Source organism: Nocardia sp. NPDC004415, assembly GCF_053602435.1.
Window position 1 is genome coordinate 1 of the sequence record NZ_JBSGDP010000014.1, and the last position, 20,331, is coordinate 20,331.

The 20,331-nt window shown below is 64.2% G+C and carries 17 protein-coding genes; 7 read left to right on the top strand and 10 right to left on the bottom strand.

Annotated elements, in window-relative coordinates; translation table 11 throughout:
• From zwf to ACWEMY_RS09350, 4 genes are all read left to right on the top strand, one after another.
• The coding region (gene zwf / locus ACWEMY_RS09335; protein ID WP_452389592.1) for a glucose-6-phosphate dehydrogenase at nucleotides 1-1,276 on the top strand (1,276 nt) is incomplete at its 5' end.
• The gene (gene opcA, locus ACWEMY_RS09340; protein WP_452389593.1) at nucleotides 1,273-2,181 is read left to right on the top strand and encodes a glucose-6-phosphate dehydrogenase assembly protein OpcA; all 909 of its coding nucleotides are present in this window, start codon (nucleotides 1,273-1,275) and stop codon (nucleotides 2,179-2,181) included. The genes zwf and opcA, both read left to right, overlap by 4 nt.
• Complete coding sequence (gene pgl / locus ACWEMY_RS09345) at nucleotides 2,174-2,965, top strand: 6-phosphogluconolactonase (RefSeq protein ID WP_452389594.1); 792 nt, start codon at nucleotides 2,174-2,176, stop codon at nucleotides 2,963-2,965. Before opcA ends, pgl begins: the two co-directional genes overlap by 8 nt.
• 138 nt (nucleotides 2,966-3,103) lie before the next feature.
• A complete protein-coding gene (locus ACWEMY_RS09350; protein ID WP_452389595.1) occupies nucleotides 3,104-3,826 on the top strand; it encodes a PaaI family thioesterase in 723 nt (240 codons plus the stop codon).
• 7 nt (nucleotides 3,827-3,833) lie between these two features.
• On the opposite strand, the gene ACWEMY_RS09355 is transcribed toward ACWEMY_RS09350, so the two are convergent.
• Both ACWEMY_RS09355 and ACWEMY_RS09360 read right to left on the bottom strand, forming a co-directional pair.
• The gene (locus ACWEMY_RS09355; protein WP_452389596.1) at nucleotides 3,834-4,577 is read right to left on the bottom strand and encodes a hypothetical protein; all 744 of its coding nucleotides are present in this window, start codon (nucleotides 4,575-4,577) and stop codon (nucleotides 3,834-3,836) included.
• Nucleotides 4,578-4,602: 25 nt separating this feature from the next.
• On the bottom strand, nucleotides 4,603-5,178 hold the full coding sequence (locus ACWEMY_RS09360) for a dihydrofolate reductase family protein (RefSeq protein ID WP_452389597.1): 576 nt from the start codon (nucleotides 5,176-5,178) through the stop codon (nucleotides 4,603-4,605).
• Between the two features lie 189 nt (nucleotides 5,179-5,367).
• On the opposite strand from ACWEMY_RS09360, the gene ACWEMY_RS09365 reads away from it, so the two are divergent.
• Nucleotides 5,368-5,901, top strand: a complete 534-nt coding sequence (locus ACWEMY_RS09365; RefSeq protein WP_452389598.1) for a hypothetical protein — start codon at nucleotides 5,368-5,370, stop codon at nucleotides 5,899-5,901.
• A gap of 1,268 nt (nucleotides 5,902-7,169) precedes the next feature.
• Here ACWEMY_RS09365 and ACWEMY_RS09370 read toward each other — a convergent pair.
• The 8 genes from ACWEMY_RS09370 to ACWEMY_RS09405 all read right to left on the bottom strand — a co-directional run bounded on the left by ACWEMY_RS09370 (nucleotide 7,170) and on the right by ACWEMY_RS09405 (nucleotide 14,657).
• A complete protein-coding gene (locus ACWEMY_RS09370; RefSeq protein WP_452389599.1) occupies nucleotides 7,170-7,709 on the bottom strand; it encodes a YbaB/EbfC family nucleoid-associated protein in 540 nt (179 codons plus the stop codon).
• 265 nt (nucleotides 7,710-7,974) lie between these two features.
• Complete coding sequence (locus ACWEMY_RS09375; protein ID WP_452389600.1) at nucleotides 7,975-9,027, bottom strand: DUF6973 domain-containing protein; 1,053 nt, start codon at nucleotides 9,025-9,027, stop codon at nucleotides 7,975-7,977.
• Complete coding sequence (locus tag ACWEMY_RS09380; RefSeq protein ID WP_452389601.1) at nucleotides 9,024-9,347, bottom strand: hypothetical protein; 324 nt, start codon at nucleotides 9,345-9,347, stop codon at nucleotides 9,024-9,026. Before ACWEMY_RS09380 ends, ACWEMY_RS09375 begins: the two co-directional genes overlap by 4 nt.
• Before the next feature lie 565 nt (nucleotides 9,348-9,912).
• A complete protein-coding gene (locus ACWEMY_RS09385) occupies nucleotides 9,913-10,746 on the bottom strand; it encodes an ESX secretion-associated protein EspG (protein WP_452389602.1) in 834 nt (277 codons plus the stop codon).
• Nucleotides 10,743-12,113 carry a hypothetical protein gene (locus ACWEMY_RS09390; RefSeq protein ID WP_452389603.1) on the bottom strand — a complete coding sequence of 457 codons (1,371 nt, stop codon included), beginning with the start codon at nucleotides 12,111-12,113 and terminating at the stop codon, nucleotides 10,743-10,745. Before ACWEMY_RS09390 ends, ACWEMY_RS09385 begins: the two co-directional genes overlap by 4 nt.
• Nucleotides 12,113-12,514 (bottom strand): hypothetical protein, encoded by a 402-nt coding sequence (locus ACWEMY_RS09395; protein ID WP_452389604.1) that lies wholly within the window; start codon nucleotides 12,512-12,514, stop codon nucleotides 12,113-12,115. The genes ACWEMY_RS09390 and ACWEMY_RS09395 overlap by 1 nt, the downstream gene beginning before the upstream one ends.
• A gap of 42 nt (nucleotides 12,515-12,556) precedes the next feature.
• The gene (locus tag ACWEMY_RS09400) at nucleotides 12,557-13,102 is read right to left on the bottom strand and encodes a DUF3558 domain-containing protein (protein WP_452389605.1); all 546 of its coding nucleotides are present in this window, start codon (nucleotides 13,100-13,102) and stop codon (nucleotides 12,557-12,559) included.
• A 163-nt stretch (nucleotides 13,103-13,265) separates the two neighbouring features.
• Nucleotides 13,266-14,657 carry an ATP-binding protein gene (locus tag ACWEMY_RS09405; protein ID WP_452389606.1) on the bottom strand — a complete coding sequence of 464 codons (1,392 nt, stop codon included), beginning with the start codon at nucleotides 14,655-14,657 and terminating at the stop codon, nucleotides 13,266-13,268.
• Between the two features lie 258 nt (nucleotides 14,658-14,915).
• Here ACWEMY_RS09405 and ACWEMY_RS09410 point away from each other — a divergent pair, with 258 nt between their 5' ends.
• The gene (locus ACWEMY_RS09410) at nucleotides 14,916-15,248 is read left to right on the top strand and encodes a type VII secretion target (protein ID WP_452389607.1); all 333 of its coding nucleotides are present in this window, start codon (nucleotides 14,916-14,918) and stop codon (nucleotides 15,246-15,248) included.
• The gene (locus tag ACWEMY_RS09415) at nucleotides 15,248-19,774 is read left to right on the top strand and encodes an RHS repeat-associated core domain-containing protein (RefSeq protein ID WP_452389608.1); all 4,527 of its coding nucleotides are present in this window, start codon (nucleotides 15,248-15,250) and stop codon (nucleotides 19,772-19,774) included. The genes ACWEMY_RS09410 and ACWEMY_RS09415 overlap by 1 nt, the downstream gene beginning before the upstream one ends.
• Nucleotides 19,775-20,331 lie beyond the last annotated feature (557 nt).

Sequence of the window (20,331 nt, forward strand, 5' to 3'; positions counted from 1 at the left end):
GGTCTGGGACCGCCTGATGGAAGGGCTGCGGTTCGTCCAGGGCAGCTTCGACGACGATGTCGCCTTCGCCACCCTCGCCGAGACCCTGCGCACGCTCGACGCCGAACGCGGCACCGGCGGCAATTACGCCTTCTACCTGTCGATCCCGCCGAACATGTTCCCGGTGGTGCTCGACCAGCTCTCCGAACACGGCCTGGCCAAGCCCGCCGACACCGCCCCCGACGGCTACCTGCCGTGGCGCCGGGTGGTGATCGAGAAGCCCTTCGGCCACGATCTCGACAGCGCCAAGGAACTCAACGCCCTGGTCAACCGGGTGTTCCCCGAGGAGCAGGTCTTCCGCATCGACCACTACCTCGGCAAGGAGACGGTGCAGAACATCCTGGCGCTGCGCTTCGCCAACGAGCTCTACGAACCGATCTGGAACGCCAACTACGTCGACAGCGTGCAGATCACGATGGCCGAGGACATCGGCCTGGGCGGTCGCGCGGGCTATTACGACGGCATCGGCGCCGCCCGCGACGTCATCCAGAACCACCTGCTGCAACTGCTGGCACTCACCGTCATGGAGGAGCCCACCTCCTTCGAGCCGATGCAGCTCACCGCCGAGAAGATCAAGGCCCTCTCGGCCACCAAACTCGTCGAACCCCTGGACGAGACCACCGCGCGCGGCCAGTACACCGAGGGCTGGCAGGGCAGCGAGCACGTCGTCGGACTGCACGAGGAAGAGGGTTTCGACCCCCAGTCGCGCACCGAGACCTACGCCGCCATCACCCTGCACGTGGAGAACCGCCGCTGGGCGGGTGTGCCGTTCTACCTGCGCACCGGCAAACGCCTGGGCCGCCGGGTCACCGAGATCGCCGTGGTGTTCAAGCGCGCCCCGCACCTGCCCTTCGACCAGACCATGACCGAGGAACTCGGCCAGAACGCCCTGGTCATCCGGGTTCAGCCGGACGAGGGCATCACCCTGCGCTTCGGCTCCAAGGTCCCCGGGTCGAGCATGGAAGTGCGCGATGTGAACATGGACTTCAGCTACGGCGAGGCGTTCACCGAGTCCTCCCCCGAGGCCTACGAGCGGCTCATCCTCGACGTGCTGCTCGGGGTGCCGTCGCTGTTCCCGGTCAACGCCGAGGTCGAATTGTCCTGGCGCATCCTCGATCCCGTGCTCGCGCACTGGGCCGCCGAGGGCAAACCCGAACCCTACGAGGCGGGCACCTGGGGTCCTGTCTCGGCCGACGAGATGCTCGCGCGCAGCGGGCGGGAATGGCGGCGCCCGTGATCGTCGACATGCCCGACACCGACACCATCGCCGTCGCCAAACGCATGGTGCAGCTGCGCGAGACCAACGGCGTGATCACCCAGGGTCGCGTGCTCACCCTCGTGGTCTGCACCCTGGACTCCTCCGAGGCCGAGGACGCGATCGACGCCGCCAACGACGCCAGCCGCGAACACCCCTGCCGCGTGATCGTGCTGGCCCGTGGCGACCGCGACGCCGAGACCCGCCTCGATGCCCAGATCCGCGTCGGCGGGGACGCCGGTGCGGCCGAGGTCATCGTGCTGCGGCTGCAGGGCCCGCTGGTGAACCACGAGAGCAGTGTCGTCACCCCGTTCCTGCTGCCCGACACCCCGGTGGTGGCGTGGTGGCCGCGCGGCGCCCCGGAATTCCCGTCGCAAGACTCGGTGGGCAGGCTGGCCAAGCGCCGGATCACCGACGCCACCTTCGCCCCCGATCCGCAGGCCGCCATCAAGAAGCGCCGCTACTCCTACGCGCCCGGCGACACCGATCTGGCGTGGAGCCGGATCACCTACTGGCGCGCGCTGCTGGCCGCCGCGCTGGACGAACCGCCGTTCGCTCCCGTCACCGCGGTGACGGTGTCGGGGCTGGCCGAGGAGCCCGCGCTCGACACCCTCGCCGGGTGGCTGGCCGCGCGGCTGAGTTGTCCCGTCGTCCGCAAGACGGGTGAGCTGCGGGTGGAGTTGCACCGCGGCTCCGATTCGATCGCCATCGCTCGTCCGCAGTTGGGAAGGACCGCTACGCTGACCCGAACCGGCGAACCCGATCAGCGAATTGCGCTGGCGCGCCGGGAAACTCGCGATTGCCTCGCCGAAGAACTGCGGCGTCTCGACGCCGACGAGATCTACGCCGAGGCGCTCGCCGGAATCGAGAAGGTGACCTATGAGTGAGCGCATCGACGTGCACGACGAGCTCGGCGCCGAGTTCCCCGCCAACACCGTCGAGGTCCACGACGACCCCGACCAGCTCGCCGATGCCGCCGCCGAACGTTTCGTCGACGTGATCGTCGCCGCGCAGGCCGAACGCGGCACCGCCTCGGTGTCGCTGACCGGCGGCAGCGACGGCATCCGCCTGCTCGAACGTGTCCGCCGTAATCCCGGGGCCATCGACTGGTCCCAGCTCTACGTCTACTGGGGCGACGAGCGTTTCGTCCCCGACGGCGACGCCGACCGCAACGAACTGCAGGCCCGCCAGGCCCTGCTGGACCACGTCCCGCTCGACCCGGCCCACGTCTTCCCGATCGCCGCCTCCGACGGCACCTACGGCTCCCCCGAGGCGGCCGCCGCCGCCTACGCCCAGCTCATCCACACCGAGCTCGACGAGCGCGGCGAGTTCGACCTCACCGTCCTCGGCATGGGCCCCGAGGGCCACATCGACTCGCTGTTCCCGCACTCCCCCGCGATCCGCGAACAGACCGACTACGTCGTCGCCGTGCACGACTGCCCGAAGCCGCCGCCGACCCGGGTCAGCCTGACCCTGCCCGCGATCCACCGTTCCCGCCACGTCATGCTCGTGGTCAGCGGTGTCGGCAAGGCCGCCGCGGTCGCCGCCGCCGTCAACGGCGCCTCCCCCGACGACGTCCCCTCCGCGGGTGCTGTCGGCATCGACTCCACCACCTGGGTCATCGACGAGGCCGCCGCCACCGACCTGCTGCTCGACCACGAGGACGACTGACCCCGAAATGTTCCGATGCCGGGCCCCGTCGCGGGCCCGGCATCGTCGTTTCCGCGCGGTACCCGCCCGGTCGGTGGCCGTCGACGCACTCGGTATGGTCGAGGCTGTTCGACCGGCCGGAAGGGTGAGTCCATCAGCATGATCCAAACCGAGGCAGTGACCTTCCCCGATCACATCCACGGCTATCCCCGGGTCGCCTTCGGCGGATACGTGGCCGGCCTGCTGGCCCGCCGCTCCGGCGCCGAGACCGTGCGCGTCGATTTCCGCCGCGCCGTCCCCGTCGGCACCCCGATCGCCCTGTCCGCGGGCGAGCCCGGCCACACCGTCCTCGTCGACGCCGAGGGCACCCTCCTCGCCCAGGCCGCCCCCGCCACCCTGGACCTGACTCCGCCACCGGCCCCCTCCTGGGCCGCGGCGAGCGCCGCCACCGACGTCGCCCTCACCAGCCCGAAACGCCCCGTCACCGACTGCTTCGGCTGCGGCGTCGAATGCACCCCCGGCAACGGACTACGCCTGTTCCCCTGGGCCGTCCCCGACAGCCGGCTCATGGCCGCCGCCTGGACTCCCGACCCCGGCCTGGCCGACGACACCGGCCATCTCCCCCCGGAAATCATCTGGTCCGCCCTGGACTGCCCCGGCGGCATCGCCGCCTGGGTCCACCAGGGCATGGCCAAGGGCGCCGTCACCGCCGCCCTCACCGCCACCCAGCTCCGCCCCGCCCCCGCGGGCACCGACTACATCGCCCACGCCTGGCCGATCCACCACGAAGGCCGCAAACACACCGTCGGCGTCGCCCTCTCCACCCGCGACGGCGACCTCTGCGCGGTAGCCGAGGCCCTCTGGGTCGCCCCGCGCGCCTAGCGAACGATCACAAGGGCAGCATGTCCGCACGGAGCGCCTGACGCACCCGCCACTGCTCGGGCGACCCCGTCGGCCAGGGAAACCCACCCTGGTCGAACACCCGATTCAGATACGCCACGAACGGCATGGTCGATTCGCCGACGAACAGCCCGTCCACACACCCGTCCGGCAACCCGATCCCATACGGCTCTCCCCCACTGACGTTCTCCTTGTGCAGCCGATCCGGCGCGAGCGGCAGCACGAACCGTGTTCCCGAGTCCCACTCACTCCACCTGTCGTACTCCTCGGCGAAGAATTCACGGATCGACGATTCGGGATAGTGCGCCCCTTCGGCCTGGATCACCAGCGGATCTCCCGACGCCGACTCCGGCCAGTCCGGATGCGTACCGACCAGCCACACGTCCCCGACCAGCCGCACCCACGACAGCAGCGTCATGGGCACGGCACCGAACCGCTCCGCGAGCCAGCGCGCGTGCTCGGCGGCGTTCTCGGTCGCCGGGATGAACGGCACCACGGGCACCTGGTCGTCGTCATTGGTGTGAAACCGGTAGCCGCTCTCGGTCAGCCGCTCGACGATCACCTCGATATTGCGCCGGGCCCGCAGCGCCATCTCGTCACAGACCCGCAGCGCTTCCCCGGCAAATGCGGTGTCGTGGATCGTGGCGCCCAGCTGCCGCAGTTCGTGCCAGACCTGTTCCCGCTGCCCGTCTCGATACCGGCCGAGCCAGTCGGGCGATGACGCCGTTCTCACGCCTGGCCATCCTGCCACCCGCCGATCAGGGATGCAGGGTCGGCCGATAGACGAGTTCCTGGATATCACCGTCGAGCGTCCGGCTCTCCAGCAACTCGAGATCGAAATCCGCCGCCCCACGGAAGATCGCAGCGTCGCCCGTCTTCCCCGTGATCACCGGGAAAATCGTCACCTGCACCCGATCCACCAACCCCGCCGCCAGCAACGCCCGATTCATCGACAAACTCCCATGCGACCGCAACGGCACCCCCGATTCCTCCTTCAACCGCGCGACGACATCCACCGCATCCCCACTCACCACCGTCGCATCCGGCCAATCCAACGGCCCACGCAATGTCGTCGACACCACCGTCGCAGGCAGATTCCGCATCTTCGTCACCCACGGATCCCGCACCGACTCCTCCCCGGACGCCAGAATCTCCCGAAATGCCCGATAGGTATTGGCCCCGAACACCATCCGCTGCTCCCCGCCATACAACGAAAGCCGATGCTCCAACAACTCCGGCCCCTGCTTCCCCCAATAACCACCCCAATCACCCCCACTCACCCCACCGAACCCATCGAGACTCGAAAACACATCGAACGTATACGTAGCAGCCATGACACTCTCCTCGGTTGGTCCATCGTCTACGAATACAGACGACCACCCCCACCGATATTCATCGCAGCCCGGAGCCCGAATCGCTCCATGTTGCGTCAGCGTGTGGGCGCCGCTAGCGTGACGCACGAAGGTTCCACGGGGGAAACGGGGAAATATGCACGACCATGATCAATGCGGCGCGATCCGCCGATGAGGAAGATCGTCTTCTGCGCTGCACTTTCACTCACCCTGCCCATCAGCGGCTGCGCATCCGGTGACGACGCGCCCCCCGAAGCAACGACCACCATCCAGCCGACCGATCTCTGGAGCCTGATCAGTGCCACCACCGCCCAGGCTCCGCTGACGAACGAGAAGATCAACGCGCTCTACAACACCCGTCTGGAAGGCACCGGACGCCGCGATATCGGCCCGGTCGTCGCCATCGGCGGCATCCCCATCGAGGAAGTAACCAGTGTCAGCCGCCCCGACGGCACCTGGGCCTTCACCCACCTGGAAATCGACGAACCCCCGTGTATCAGCCTCGACGAGGTGAAAACGCACTACCCCGACATCGAGAAGACGAACATGCCGCGCGGCCATTCCCTGGAGGAACGCTATGTATGGACGTCCTGGCAACCGTGGGGAACCCTGAACTTCGGCTTCCCGGAACGCGACTACTGCCTCGCCGGCTTCGCCCTCTACACCGAAGACGAATACACGAGACGGCCCTACCCGTCATCCTGACAGGACGACGATCACCCGGCGGTTCTCCTCACTCGATTCGCGGCGCGTCGAGCTCAGCGTACTCACCATCCGGAACTCGGTACCGGCACCGAACAGTTCACTCCCGAACGCCAGTTCACTCAGAAAAAGCACCTTGGCCGTGTCGATCTCCGACAGCCGCTCACTATCGGCAACGGCTCACTATCGGCAACGGCTCCACGCAACCTGCCGACATCCTGATAGAACTCCTCCCGATCCGCATACCCGAGCGCCCGAACCGGAATCGGCGCCCGTGTGGAGATCCCCACCCAGCTCGCGAGAGCGGCATCCAAGAAATCACGCTCTCGTCCCGTCAGTTCGGCCGTGTCGCGTCCCATCCTCACCATCACCTCCTATCTCCCTGCGCATACCGGCTACTCACGACCGAACGCGGATCGCAGGGGAGACCAATCTCCGCCTTGTCCGACGAGCCGTCTCGGCGCCAAAGGTGTACCACCAACGTCCATCACCGGGCACCCGGATCCCGATGTAGCACTGGCCGAGGCACTCATCCCGGCCTTCGACGCCGACCCTTGCAGCGACGCCGAGCTGGCAACATCAGGAGCATAGCCACGTTGCACATCCCGTCTCGCTGATATCCGGCTCACGGCTACGACAGCTCGGACCAGTCGCAATGCATGTTCAGGAAGTCGAGCGAATCATCCTCCGGCAGAAGGGCTTCGATCCCGCCACGTGGATCCGATGCGGGCTCGCCCCACGGCGTGAAAGGATCTCGCGCTGGAACAACGACTTCGGGCGCGGGGGCGACTTCCGCTCGCCTACCATCTCGTACAGGTGCCCTCCCATCAACCCACTCGGCTGTCGGTCGAGTTTTCGGTGAGTGCCGCCGGGTTCCACGAGCGCGCATACGGGGCGCTCCTTCATCACTCGGCGACTGCGATGAGCGAGGGCCCGGCCTCGGAGGTTCTGGTTGCACTGGAGCACTGTTTCCGAGTGCTGTCAATGCATCGCTGATGGCAACCGCGGCGTCACCAGCGGCCACACGGTGCAGGTCAGCAATCATCGCTGCGAGCTCACGCGCTGTCCGGACACCACCGCCTTCGGACAGATGGATTCCATAGAGGGATCCATTGGCTCCGACTTCGACCTTCACTGAGCCATCGTCGCTACTGGCGTATCCGCGGGCTTCGGACAGTGCTCGTTGCAGCCGCTCGATATGGCCAGAGTCGGTACTGCCGTCCACCATGCCGCCGTTCTCTCCTTGTCACGAGACTGACTCACCGTCGCCACTATCCAACGAGCCAACCTTTCGAACGACGTTCGCGGTAGTACTCGTCGTCAGCGTCGATCACGCGCTGCGGCACATCCTTTTGCCGGACCGGAGCCATTTCAGCATGCTTATCGCTTTCCGCCACCGTCAAGTCCGGATTGGTGACGCCATCGGCGTCGTGTTCTGAGCTCGGCGCAAGTCCGCGAAGAGCTCCTCGAACCATCTCAACGGCGCGGTCGTGTGCTGCACTGTGTAACTCCACCAGCAGCGGAGCGATATCCCGCGCCGCCAGAGCTGCGCTGTGTCCAGACACCCTGATGTCGCGAATCAGACCATCTGCGGAAACAGTCATAGCGACAGATCCATCCGTCGACTCGGCCACACCACAAGCATCCGTAAGTGTCTCTTGCAGGTTCTGCCCGGCGGTTGTCAGCGGACGAATCGTCCGGGAATCGCTCGTCACAGCGAGAGGAGGAGCAAGGAGAAGAAGCCGCTTGTAACAAGACAGCCCACTATCGAAGAAATCCAGGCGATCCGAAATCTCGGAATTTTCAGCCATAGCACGACGCTGACAAGAACCGGAATTACCATCGGCAGGAGCCAAACATCCAACTCGAAGGGTAGTCCTTTGTCTACAGCGATTTCGATCTGCAGTGCCCCGAGCAGACAAAGCCACGAACCGAGCCCGCCGCCGATAAGACCGGCAACAACCTGCAAGGCAGACCCTACGACGCGAGCACCAACTCCACGGTTGCCCTCCACCCGAACTCCAGCTGTGCTATCATCTCGTGGCGCCATCTGCAATTCTCCCGGTATTGTGTACATCACTCTGGACCGGTATAGAAGACCAGCGAGTTCTTGCTTCCATTCTGCGAAGCATCGGGAATATCCGACATCGAGACCTTCTTCGCATTGCGCGCGAGGGTGACGCACTCATTGATAATGGCAGTGGTGTCTCCGTCGTGCCGAAGCCCTACCGCGATGCCGGTCTCATTGTTGTACAAATCCATCTTCTTCGAAGCCGCATCGTATGCAGCATCGCCGCTGCCTGCCGGCGAGTCCTGTTCATGCGCATCGGCCATTTGCCTCGCAAAGTCCTCGTTGGCGTCCGACGTCATCATCGCCATCCAGATGCAATGCCGACAGGCATCGCGGCGATCATCGGCACCTGTATAACCTTCGCTACTCGGAAAATACTTCTCCGACTCATCGCGCGGCACCGGCAGGTACGCTCCGCTGTCGTAGATTTTTGCACAGTCGACAGGATTGGTCGCACACACCCGTTTTTCATTGTCCCCAGCATCTTCGCCGGTGTAGTTTTGCTGTCCTTGATTGATGGATTTTATTCCGGAGAATGCATCATCAATAGATTGACGTGCAGCCTCATCCTGGTTCGACAGCTCCCCGAGAGCAGCCTGGATAGCCTGGGTGTGGAAGTCGGTCTCCTGCTTGAGCGCCGACAGTCCCGCGCTGATCTGATCGGCGTCCGATGCACTCGCCAGCAATACCTGCTGCGATTTCTGAGAGACGCTTGCAGTGCCGTCGTCGGCAACTTCGTACCCATTTGCCTGCGCTGCTTGCACAGCCGAGTTCAATGACGTCTGAGCGGCTTGCAGGTTGGTAGCCGCCAACCGCGCGGCCGCCGAGCCCTCCGACAGGGCGGAGTGCAGATCTGTACCGTTCTGATACAGCGGAACAAATGCGTTCCTGAATCCCGAACCAGAGGCACCTTGCCAGAATTCCTGCGATCCATCAACAGACTTGTTCTGATTCTCGACAGTCCGGGAGATAGCCAGCGACTGCGACTCCCAGAGATCTGCTTGCAGACCTATGGCGCCGATATCCAGGGATTGCGCTTGCGAGACGGTGAATTTCATCCTAGTTCCTCCGCCAGATTCTCGGTGTCCTGCGTGCGCTTCATGTCGAGCGCCGAGAGCTCTTCGATCACGGTATTGACCTTGGTCCCGAGCGTAACCATACTCAGCCCCAATCGGAACGAGACATTACCTACGGCAGACGTCGCATCGGTACAAGCCTGGGCGACGCTTGTTCCGCTCAATCCAGAAGGAGTCTCCGACTTATCGGAATCATTCGCGGTAACCGAATACAGCTCCGCAAACACCTGCGACAGCGAATTCTTGAGCTCAGCAGTACGATCTGAGTCAAAAAGGAAGCTTCCCTCGCTCAATACACCCATACCTCGCCCTCTCCAAACAGCATGAATTTCAGAAATGATTTCATCACAGTCACTGACGTGCGACCGGTAGCCGACGTCTCCCAGCTGCGGCCGACCCTACCCACAACATGGCCTCAGATCTTCGGCCGCAGTCCTCGGCATGACTAAGACTCAGCACGGAAACGTCAGACCGGTCTCATCCATACCATCGCGCCCTGTCGGCCGACGTCGTCGAAACCCCTGAGTGGCATCAGATCGAGTCCGAGATCTGTTGCGGCAGCCATGTTTCCCCCGTTCCCCACACTGTGTTCAGGAAGTCACGCTAGCGACCAATACCGTCCTTCGCAAGAGCGGGCTCGACGCCGACCAACAACCGGTCCGGGGCAGACACGACGTGCCACAAGCCGATTGGCCATGCAGACAACAGCTCACGCGGTGGAGTCACTCCGCAAGGCCGGCTCGACGACATACTGGCCCCTACGCGTAGGAAGAATCCTCCCGGCACGGCTGTTCCCACCCCGCCACGAACTCCGACAACGCTCTGCGCAACATCCACGACCCGGCCTGGGGCAGTCTCACCGCTCGATCACACCAACCAGCTCTTACGCTGGAAGTACTCCGCTTCCGGATCGTCCTCGTCGTCGTAGTAGGTGTCGCGCGGAGCCGGACGCAGCGCGCGCATCGTGGCGTCGATCCGCTCCTGGAGCTGCCGCAGCAATTCGTCGGGCGGGCCGGGGGCGATGGAGATGTCGTCCGCGCTGAGCTCGTGCAGCAGGTAGCGGCCGTCGTTCGGGTAGTCGAGCCAGAGGAAGGCGCGACCGTCGTCGGTGGGCTTGGAGTCGAGGGCGAAGCCGGGCAGCACCGTGATCTCCCCCATCCCGATGCGTTCGCGCCGGAAGAACCGCTGCATCTCCTCGACCGGCGAGAGCCGGGTGGGATGACGCCCGTAGGTCTGCTGCTCCATATCGCTGCGCCGTCCGTGGAACGGCCGGTGCGTCCCCGCCGAGAGCCTGGGCACCCTGGCGATCACCTCGGCCGCGATCCGATGCGACTGATGGGTGCTCACCGTGATGTCGGTGCCGTACTCGCGGGTGGGGCCGGGTCGCTGCACAGCCAAAGTGGCGGTGTGCCCGGTGATTCCGGCATGGATCCGGACCACCTGTGACTGGTCCGGCCCGTAGAACCCGTACACCTCGATCCGCAGCTCCGGTTCGAGCAGCACCGCGAGCGCGCTGTAGAGCGTCTCGTCGAACCGTCCTGCGAGGCGCTGTGCGGCGGTGGCGCGACTGCGTTCGAGGTCGCCGGGAAACTCCAGATCGCGCGGGAACCAGCTCAGCGGATAGGGCAGCCGGTCGCGGCCGAGCGCTTCGAGGGCGATGGTGAAGGTGAGACCTTCCATCTGCCAGGTCGACCCGGTCATTCGCCGATCACCCCACCCGGCGGCAGCACGCGCGGCTGCACGCCGAGCAGTTCGGTCTCGCGATCCTGGATGAGGTAGTCGGGAATCTTGTGCTCGCTGTCGTCGTCACCCTTGCCGCGCGCGCCACCGGCACCCATACCGCCCATGCCCGGCATACCGTTGCGACCGCTGCTCGTGCCTGCGCCACCGCGCGCCGCCGCACCCGTGCCTGCCGGTTGGCCGGGCACTCCGGCGACCGGGGTGCCCGCGGGTGTCCCGCTCGGCGTTCCACCCGGCGACCCGCCGCCGGGACTACCACCGGTGCCCAGTGGCGATCCGCCACCGGGCGTGCTCGGCGTGACACCCGCCGGTGTCGTGGTGTCCGGGGTCGTGCCCGCGGGCGTGGTGGTGTCCGGGTCGGTGGTCTCCGGGGTCTCGGTCTCGGTGTCTTCCGGATCGTCGGTGTCGTCCGTGTCGTCGGGATCGGTGTCTTCCGGGTCCGTCCCGGACGGGGTGGTCGGCGTCTCCGGGGTGGTCGTCGTCTTCGGCTTGTCGGTGTCCGACGGATCGTCGGTGCCCTTGCTGTTCGGCTTGTCGCCGCCCGGATCGGTCGTATCGGACTTGAAGGTGCTCACGGCAGGCGCGAGGACCGGCGTGTGCTCGTCGACATCCTTCGCGACAGGCTGGTACACGGTCTTCATCACCTCCTGCGCCGCCTTCGACGACTCATCGGCCCGGTACTTCGCCGTCTTCAGCAGCCCCGTACCCGGAATCATCGCGACCGCCTTGTCGAAGGCGGACACGTCCTCCGGTTCACCGACAGCCGTTTTCGCGTGTCCCAGAGCCGTTTCGAGCAGATCGATGCTGTTGGCCACCATCTCGAAGGTCAGCGCGAGCTTCTCGGCCTCGGTCCCGTAGGCACGCGTACTCTCCATCGCCGCCGTGGCCGACTTGCCCTGCCAGTGATCCTGAATGGCACGGTCGACTTCTTTGCGGAAAGTACTGACGGCCTCCCGCATCCCGCCGTTACCACCCTCCCCCTCGTCGAGCCGCCGCCACCCGTTGGCACCGGAGTTGATGTCGCTGGCCTTCACGGCAGGCTTACCGTTGTTGCCCTGCAACGCATCCCAGATGTCCTGATGCGACCACTGATCGAAGTCTTCGTGGTCGGCGACCTTCTTCCCGGCGTACTGCCCGTCGAAGCGCCCCTGCAACATCGACCGCTCGGTACTGATGACCTGCTTGTCGTTCCCGAACTCGTTGTTCGCGTCCTGATTCCGCGACTTCTGCTGATCGGCGTTCTCGGAGGACTGGGAGTAGTTGTCGTAGACCTTGGCGCCACCGATGGTGATGATGGCGGGGAGGGCCACCGCGAACGGGAAGACCATCAGATCTCCCCTTCCTTCTGACCGAGCTGGGTGCCGCTCTTCTGGTCGGAGTCCTTGAGTTTGCCGATCGCGGCGGCGTAGGTGTCACGCATGAGTTCTGCGATTTCCATGTGCTGAGTAAGTCGCTTCACAGCAGAGTCCGTCGTGTTGTCGGCTTCACCGTTGACGGCTTTGTTCTGAAACTTCTGCTTCAAGACATCGGCCGAGGGGAACCCCCCGTATCCGGTCAGGTGTTCGAGAAAGCGAGCGTCTTCCTTCAACTTCTCGAGCTTGCCCGCATAAGTGGCACACGCCGCCCGAAGCGCCTCACCGATACCGTTCTCCATGCTGAACTCGCCAGCAATTGCTTGCTGCTTCAACGTTTTCCACTGTGCGATGTCCTTATCGAGTCCATCAGCCATCGGCGTGCAGCCCCCACTCACTATCAGTCAAGGTGACGTGTTCTACTCAGGAAGATGCGGCTCGAGATCATCGGCGTGCCGTGCGGCGAGCGCGCAAGAGTCCACGTCCTTCGCCCCGTTGGACAGCCACGACGCGTAGACCTCGAACATCCCCTGCTCGGCAGGGAATGCCACATAGCATCCGTCCGGGTTCGACTTCTCGCGGAAGACTATGCCCGACCGACCGCCCACCGTTGTGTCACGAAGAACGGTGACAGATTCCTTGGCACGCGTTTCGTCGATCGTGTGGCTGGAAGAGGCAACAGTGAGAACGTACGGATCCCCCGCCGGATACCACGAACACACCCGCCAACTCGCCGGCCCCGACGGCGGATCCGTCACCGTCCGCTTCGACGCCGGATCCACCCCCGTAGCCCGCAGCACGTCAGCACTCAGCTCCGTGCACGGGTTGTAGACCTCGATCTCGTCGATGTCGCGCACGGTCGTAGTCGGTGCGGTAGCGGTCCCGTCGACCGTCTCGTCACATCCCACGACACCCAGCAGACAGACCCCGGCAAGCGCCGCACCCAGTACTCGACCGTTCCGCACGAATCTCCTCAGATCCCCATCCGCGCCTGCGCGGCATCCACCACCGCAAGCCGAACCCCCGCCACTGCGCCCCCGGCGCACCGCAGTTCGGCGCCAAGAATACACCGCGACCCCCACCCACAGAACCTCCCGAATCTCCACAATCCGGCCGAGGCGGAAGACATCAAGGAGCACAGTGCCAGAGCGCATCGATCGGAAGCGCCCTGAGCCGGTCACCGAAGGGCAGCGAGTGCTGGCCGGTGTAGAGAACGTAGCCTGCGACGAAGCGATCACCGAGCCGGGCGGCCAGATGATGCAGACCAGAGAAGTCCCGACGTTGCAGCGTCGAAGCGGCCTTCACCTCGATACCAACGACTCGTCCATCGGCCGCTTCGAGAACGGCGTCGACCTCCACCTTGTCCTTGTTCCTGTAGTGCCACAGTGTGACTCGCTCGCTGTTCCAGGTGAGTTGCCGTGCCAACTCCATCAGCACGAAGTTCTCCAGGACCGTGCCGGCCGCCCCGCCGGGGTCCGCGAGGCGGCTCGGGCTCTGGCCCAGTAGGTGACCGAGGATTCCGGTGTCGACGAACGCCAGTTTGGGCGTGCCCGTGGCGCGATAGGCCGGCCCGCCGGACCACGCGGGAATCGACTTGATCAGAAACACCGCCTCGAGTAAACCCAGGTACCGGGCAACCGTGGTGCGATGAACTTCGAGGTCCCCCGCCAGGGTTCCAGGGACCAGCAGACCACCGGCACGTGCGGCGAGCAGCTGGAGCAGCTTGCGCACCTGAGTGGGGCGTTCGACGGCGACGAGTTCGCTGACATCACGCTTGATGAGCGTGTCGAGGTAGTTCTCGAAGAACGCCGCGCGCCGGCGCTCAGTGCGCCGCACCGCTTCCGGAAAACCACCGACCACTGCCCGGTCGAGGTAGTCGCGCCGTTTCAGCGCAGAGTCACGACCCAACCGCGGCCCGAGTTCGAACGCAGCATCGACGAACCGATCGGGACCGTTCTCCAGCTCGCCTTGGGAGAACGGCCACAGCTCGATCGTCTCCATCCGACCGGGCAGTGCGTCGGGCAGATCCTTCAGCGCCAGTATCTGCGCGGACCCTGTGAGGAGGTATCGGCCTGGCCGGCTATCGATATCCACGTCGGCTTTGATCGGCAAGAACAACCCCGGAGCACGCTGCACCTCGTCGATGACCAGCAGCCCCTCGTGCTCGATGAGCCCGGTCGGGTCCTCGAGCGCCGCCCGCAGGGTGACCGGATCATCGAGTGTCAACGCACGGACGGGCTCCCGCTGCGCAGCGACGATGCGCGCCAGGGTGCTCTTCCCCGCCTGCCGAGCACCCGCAATCGCCACCACTCGCGTGTCATCCAGCGATTCGCTGACGTTGGTGCGCACATTTCGAGCGATAATCGATTCTGAGGTCATCAGGCTATCATTGCAGTTCAGCGCGCTGTATGCACACTTGGCCGAAGGTTCCACGCACGCCTGGCCGATATCGACGTGCACGGATAGACGCGCACCCCATGCACGCTTGGACGACCACGGAGCGTCGCCCTTCAACTTCATCGACCGGGATGCTGACGACCCCCGCATCCCACCACGCTCACCACTCTTGGACGCACAGTTCCTCCTCGAGGTTCCGTCGAATTCCCCACACCGGAAACCGCCCCCCGATTCCGCTACGCTGAGCGACTGGCACCAAGTGCCACCGATCGTCCGCACCGGCTCGCACCGCGCCGACGACCGGTCCGATCAGAATCGACACCGCAGGTCGCGAGCATCTCCGACCCGGTGGCACAGGGCTTCACCGGGGGTGGGACAACGATGACAAGTGCAGGCGGTGCCGGGGAAATCAACATCTCCCCCGACCAGATCAAAACCCACGCCACCAACGTCACATCGGCTGGTTCCGGATTGACCGAAGCCTTGGAAGCCGCCCAAGCCGTCTCGGCCCCCTCCGACGCCTTCGGCAAACTGTGCGCCTTCCTCGGCCCCCTGTTCGTCGATTCCGTCGAAACCGACGGCATCGACGCCATCCAGGCCGCGATCACCGCCTTTGGTGACACCAGCTCGAACCTCACCGCGGTCGCCGACGCGTTCACCTCCCGCGACACCACCAACGCCGCCGCCCTGAAGTCCCAGGAATCCGGCATCTGATGGCCGCCAACCCCCTGATCGCCACCAAAGAAGACACCACCGACTGGTCCACCGGAATCAGCCTGGTCTCCTCGGTCACCGACCTGTCCGACGCCATCTCCGGCGGCTCCTGGATCGACGTCGGCCTCGGCGTGGTCGGCCTGGCCGCCGAAGCCGTATCACTGGTCGTCGACCCCCTGGGCACCCTGGCCGCCTACGGCGTCGGCTGGCTGATCGAACACTGCCAACCCCTGCAAGACGCCCTGGACTGGATCGCCGGCGACCCCGCCCAGATCGAGGCCTACGCCAAAACCTGGGACAACGTCGCGGCCCGCATCAGCGAAGTCGCCACCGCCCAAAACCAAGCGGTCACCACCGATGTCGCCGACTGGACCGGCCAAACCGCCACCGCCTACAAGAACGCCGCCGCCAACACCACCAACCTGCTCACCGCCGCCAACACCGCGGCCACCACCGCAGCCTCGGCGATCCGCCTCGCCGGCGGTGTCGTCGCCGCGGTCCGCGAAACCGTGCGCGACCTGGTCGCCCAAACCGTCGGCCGCCTCGCCGTCTGGGCCGCCGAAGCCATCTTCTCCCTCGGCTTGGCCACCCCCGTGATCGCGGTCCAAGCCACCGCCTACATCGCCAAGACCGTCGCGATGATCTCGAAACTGTTCTCCCGCCTGGCCAAAACCATGGCCAAACTCAAGCCACTGCTCAAACAGTTGAAGAACGCCTTCGGCGACATCGCCAAAGCATTCAAGAAAACCCCGTCCAAAGGCGGCAAGACCACCGACGACATCACCACCACCAAACCCGCCAACACCAAGAACAGCGACTCCCCGACAACACCGTCGAACGTCAAACAAACCGATTCCCCGACAACTCCGTCGACGGTCAAAGACCCCGGCACCACCCCCGATACCCCGAGCGCAACGACACCGGAAACCAAACCGGCCAACAATCCGACCGTCACCGCCAACACCGACAACCAACTACCCAACCAGAAGGAAACCGGGTCACCGGAGGCGAACAAAACCACCAAACAAACCATCGATTGCGGCGACCCCGTCGACGCCGCGACCGGCGAGTTCCTCCTCCCCGAAACCGACGTGAGCCTGCCCGGTGTCCTGGCGCTGGTCCTGACCCGCCGCCACCGCTCGTCCTACCGGTTCGGCCGCTGGTTCGGCCCGTCCTGGGCGGCGACGCTGGACATGCGTGTGGTCGTCGATCAGGTCGGCGTGAAATTCGTCGGCCCCGACGGTGAACTCTGGCAATTCCCCCACACCGCCCCCGACGTCCCGGTCCGCCCCGTGCACAAGGGCATCCGTGCGACACTGACCCGCACCGAAGCCGGTGGCTACCACGTCCACGACCCCGAACGCGAGATCACCTGGGGCTTCCACCCCGACCCCGCCCTGGCCGGCCTGGACACCCAACTCGGCAACTACGCCATCACCGAGATCACCGACCGCCACCACAACCAGATCCGCTTCCACTACAACGGTGACGGCACCCCCGCCCACATCACTCACACCGGCGGCTACCGCGTCGAGATCGATACCGCCGACGGGCGCATCACTACACTCACCGTCACCGGAACAGCATCCGACGGCACCCCCGTCGCGACCCGCGTCCGCGAATTCGGTTACACCGCAGGCAACCTCACCTCCGTCATCAACGGTGTCGGAGCCATGACCCAGTACCGCTACGACAGTGACGCGCGCATGCTGTCCTGGCGCGATTCCCGCGGCACCGAAATGATCAACACCTACGACCCCTCCGGCCGCGTCGTCGAACAGGTCGGCACCGACGGAATCCTCTCGGCCACCCTCGCCTACGAGGACGTCCCCGGATTCAACCGCACCCGCACCCATCACACGAATTCCCTCGGCGCCACCACCATCTTCGAATTCGACGAAGAACTGTGCCTGCGCAACACCATCGACCCCCGCGGCGCGAGCACCCTGACCGACTACAACGAATACCGCCAACCGGTCCGCCACGTAGACGCCTACGCCAACACCACGATCTACCTCTACAACGACGACGGCGACCTGATCCTGCTCCGCCGTCCGGACCAGCAATCGATCACCATCGGCTACGCCGCACCCCACCGCCCGTCCCTGGTCACCGACGTCGACGGCTCGACCATCGCCCGCACCTACGACGAGCACGGCAACCTGACCAGCGTCACCGACGCCGACGGCATCGCCACCACCTACACCCACCACCGTTGCGGCGCACCGGCATCGATCACCCTCTCCACCGGGGCCACAACCCTCATCGAGGTTGATGATGCGGGCCTGCCGATCCGAATCACCAAACCCCACAACGCGATCACTCACATCGACCGCGATGTGTTCGGCCGCCCCACTGCAGTTACCGACCCTCTCGGCAACATCAACACACACCAGTACTCGGTCGAAGGAAACCTACTCACCCACACCGACCCCGAGGGCGCGACGCAGTTCTGGACCTATGACGGTGAAGCCAATCTACTCGCCCATACCAACCAGATCGGCGCCGTAACCCGCTACACCTACGGCAGCTTTGACCTTCTTGCTAACAAAGTGGCCCCGGACGGCACCGTCACGGCATACACGTACGACACCCAACGCCGCCTTGTCACGGTCACCAACCCTCTCGGCGACACTTGGACGTACGAATACGACGTCATCGGCAACGTGAGTGTCGAAACCGATTACAACGGTGCGATCACCCGGTCCAGCTACGACTTGCTAAACCGGCCGACTGTTATCACCACTCCGACCGGTGTCCAACGCCGCTTTAGCTTCGACATCCTGGGCCGGTTCACCGGAGTCAGCACCGACACCGGTGAATGGATCACCAACACCTACACCCCAACCGGGCAGCTAATCACCGCCCGAAATGGCGTCGACGACACCACGACCCACACTGTCACCTTCGACCGAACACCCGCGGGCAGGCTTCAGGCACAACACGTTGACGGGCGCACCACGGCCTACGTCCACGACAACCATGGCCGCAGAACTGGCTACACGACGCCGAGCGGAGCTACGACCACCTATGAACACACCGTTACCGGTCAAGTATCGTCCGCCACCACCCACGGCCACCGCTTCGACTTCACCCACGACCTGCTGGGCCGCCAGAACAGCTGGCACACCACCGGTATCGGCCAACACAACACCTACAGCCCCGCCGGACACACCCTGCGCCGCGAACTCGTCCAACTAGACCCCGACAGCAGTGCACCCACCCGGCTTCTCGAGCGCGATGACTACAACTGGCGCTCAGACGGCTACATCACCAGCCACGCCATCACAACGCCGACCACCAACCGCCGCCGGGACTACACCCTCGACGTGATCGGCCGGATCACTCACATCACAATCCCTAACCTAGCCATAACCGAGCGATACTCCTACGACGCCCTATCAAACATCACCGCTGCTCAGGTTCCCGACCAGACAGTACCCTCGCATCCCCATATCCAGGGTCACTCCGAAGGTTCCAGATCGGAATACCGAAATAACCTCCTGATCCGCGTTGGCCGTATTCGCTACCATTACGACGTTGCTGGCCGTCTTATCCGCAAAGATAAGACCCGGGTCTCGCGCAAACCTACTGTCTGGCACTACCGCTACAACGCCTTCGATCAACTCGTCGAGGTTACCACTCCCGACAAGACGATATGGGCTTACACGTACGACTCATTCGGTCGGAGAACCACGAAGTTTCACCAAGACAGCGGCGCCCGTATGCTCTTCACCTGGGATGGCCTTCATCTCACCGAGCAATCGAGCACAACAGCATCCACCACACGAACCCGAACCTGGACAAACCACCCCACAACTAACGTTCCTCTCACCCAAGCGGATGATAACAAATTCCGGGTGATAGTCACGAATATCCAGGGCGCCCCAACTCATCTGTCGGAGCCTGCGACCGGCGAGATCGAATCGACGACGACCACGAGCCTATGGGGGCTCATGACATGGGTTGGTCCGGAGGCTCCCCACCGTTTCCAAGGCCAACAATACGACTCCGAGACGGGATTACATTACAACCACCACCGCTATTACGACCCCGATACCGGCCGGTACCTGACCCAGGACCCCCTCGGTCTCGCACCCTCACCAAACCCAAATACCTACCCACACAATCCCCTCACATGGACAGATCCATTAGGCCTAACGCCCTGTCGGGACGAGGACGGCGCGTATCGATTCCGATCACCTAACCCAAACCACCCGACGGACAGTCGGCTAGACGACCTCATGAATCGGAACTATGACCCGATGACAGATTGCTCGGAAATCGCCGAATGGATGTTGCGGCAAACAGATGGCGAAGGGCGTATTATTAGATATGAGCCCGCGCAGGGCACCACTCTGACCACACCCGAAAACGGGGGGAGAATCATGGAGCAGTACGTATTCCACGAGGTGTACACTGACGGCCGGTACGCGTACGACCCCCGACTCTCCCAGACCCCAATTCCACTCGGAGACTATCAGAGTGTCATGAGGAGCCTAAATCCCGGAATGAGCTGGCGATGACAGCCGCGCCGCCGGATCAGTCACCGAGCTTCAACGTGTTGAGAATCCTCTCAAAGCTCGGAGAAGTAGAATGGGCGCGAATAGATTTGGGCTACGATAAATACAATAAGCGCCGAACGCCCCCTTTTGTTGTATGGCGATACAAGTTAGAGGAAAGCAATACTAGCGAATTAGTTCGATATGGCGTTGTATCATACAGAGGCCCTGTGGCTTGGTGTGTAGAAAACAATCGACGAAGGAACTGGATGATTCAACCGTGTCGGGTGCCGACAGAGTTCGCTCCCCAGCTCGACATAAATCACTCAGAGCTTCCGCTGAAAATATCGGAACTCGATCCAGAGTTCTGTGAAATTGCAATATCTGATTTCGACTCGCTATTCGCCCACCTGGATAGAGCTTGGACGGTGCGGGATACAGCAAGCGAATAAGTTTGGCGGGCACTATAATTACGCCGACCATGGGGCGACGCCCAGCTGCGGCGTATAAACAATAGGCGATGAACATACGAGGGTCCGATGGCACACAGAGATCACGGGCTCAAGCATCAGGTGGTCGTC

Bases quoted from the DNA above. Each gene is read 5' to 3' on its own strand.
- pgl (WP_452389594.1), top strand. From the start codon at position 2,174: ATGAGTGAGCGCATCGACGTGCACGACGAGCTCGGCGCCGAGTTCCCC.
- ACWEMY_RS09350 (WP_452389595.1), top strand. From the start codon at position 3,104: ATGATCCAAACCGAGGCAGTGACCTTCCCCGATCACATCCACGGCTAT.
- ACWEMY_RS09360 (WP_452389597.1), bottom strand. From the start codon at position 5,178: ATGGCTGCTACGTATACGTTCGATGTGTTTTCGAGTCTCGATGGGTTC.
- ACWEMY_RS09365 (WP_452389598.1), top strand. From the start codon at position 5,368: ATGAGGAAGATCGTCTTCTGCGCTGCACTTTCACTCACCCTGCCCATC.
- ACWEMY_RS09370 (WP_452389599.1), bottom strand. From the start codon at position 7,709: ATGGCTGAAAATTCCGAGATTTCGGATCGCCTGGATTTCTTCGATAGT.
- ACWEMY_RS09375 (WP_452389600.1), bottom strand. From the start codon at position 9,027: ATGAAATTCACCGTCTCGCAAGCGCAATCCCTGGATATCGGCGCCATA.
- ACWEMY_RS09380 (WP_452389601.1), bottom strand. From the start codon at position 9,347: ATGGGTGTATTGAGCGAGGGAAGCTTCCTTTTTGACTCAGATCGTACT.
- ACWEMY_RS09385 (WP_452389602.1), bottom strand. From the start codon at position 10,746: ATGACCGGGTCGACCTGGCAGATGGAAGGTCTCACCTTCACCATCGCC.
- ACWEMY_RS09390 (WP_452389603.1), bottom strand. From the start codon at position 12,113: ATGGTCTTCCCGTTCGCGGTGGCCCTCCCCGCCATCATCACCATCGGT.
- ACWEMY_RS09395 (WP_452389604.1), bottom strand. From the start codon at position 12,514: ATGGCTGATGGACTCGATAAGGACATCGCACAGTGGAAAACGTTGAAG.
- ACWEMY_RS09405 (WP_452389606.1), bottom strand. From the start codon at position 14,657: ATGAAGTTGAAGGGCGACGCTCCGTGGTCGTCCAAGCGTGCATGGGGT.
- ACWEMY_RS09410 (WP_452389607.1), top strand. From the start codon at position 14,916: ATGACAAGTGCAGGCGGTGCCGGGGAAATCAACATCTCCCCCGACCAG.
- ACWEMY_RS09415 (WP_452389608.1), top strand. From the start codon at position 15,248: ATGGCCGCCAACCCCCTGATCGCCACCAAAGAAGACACCACCGACTGG.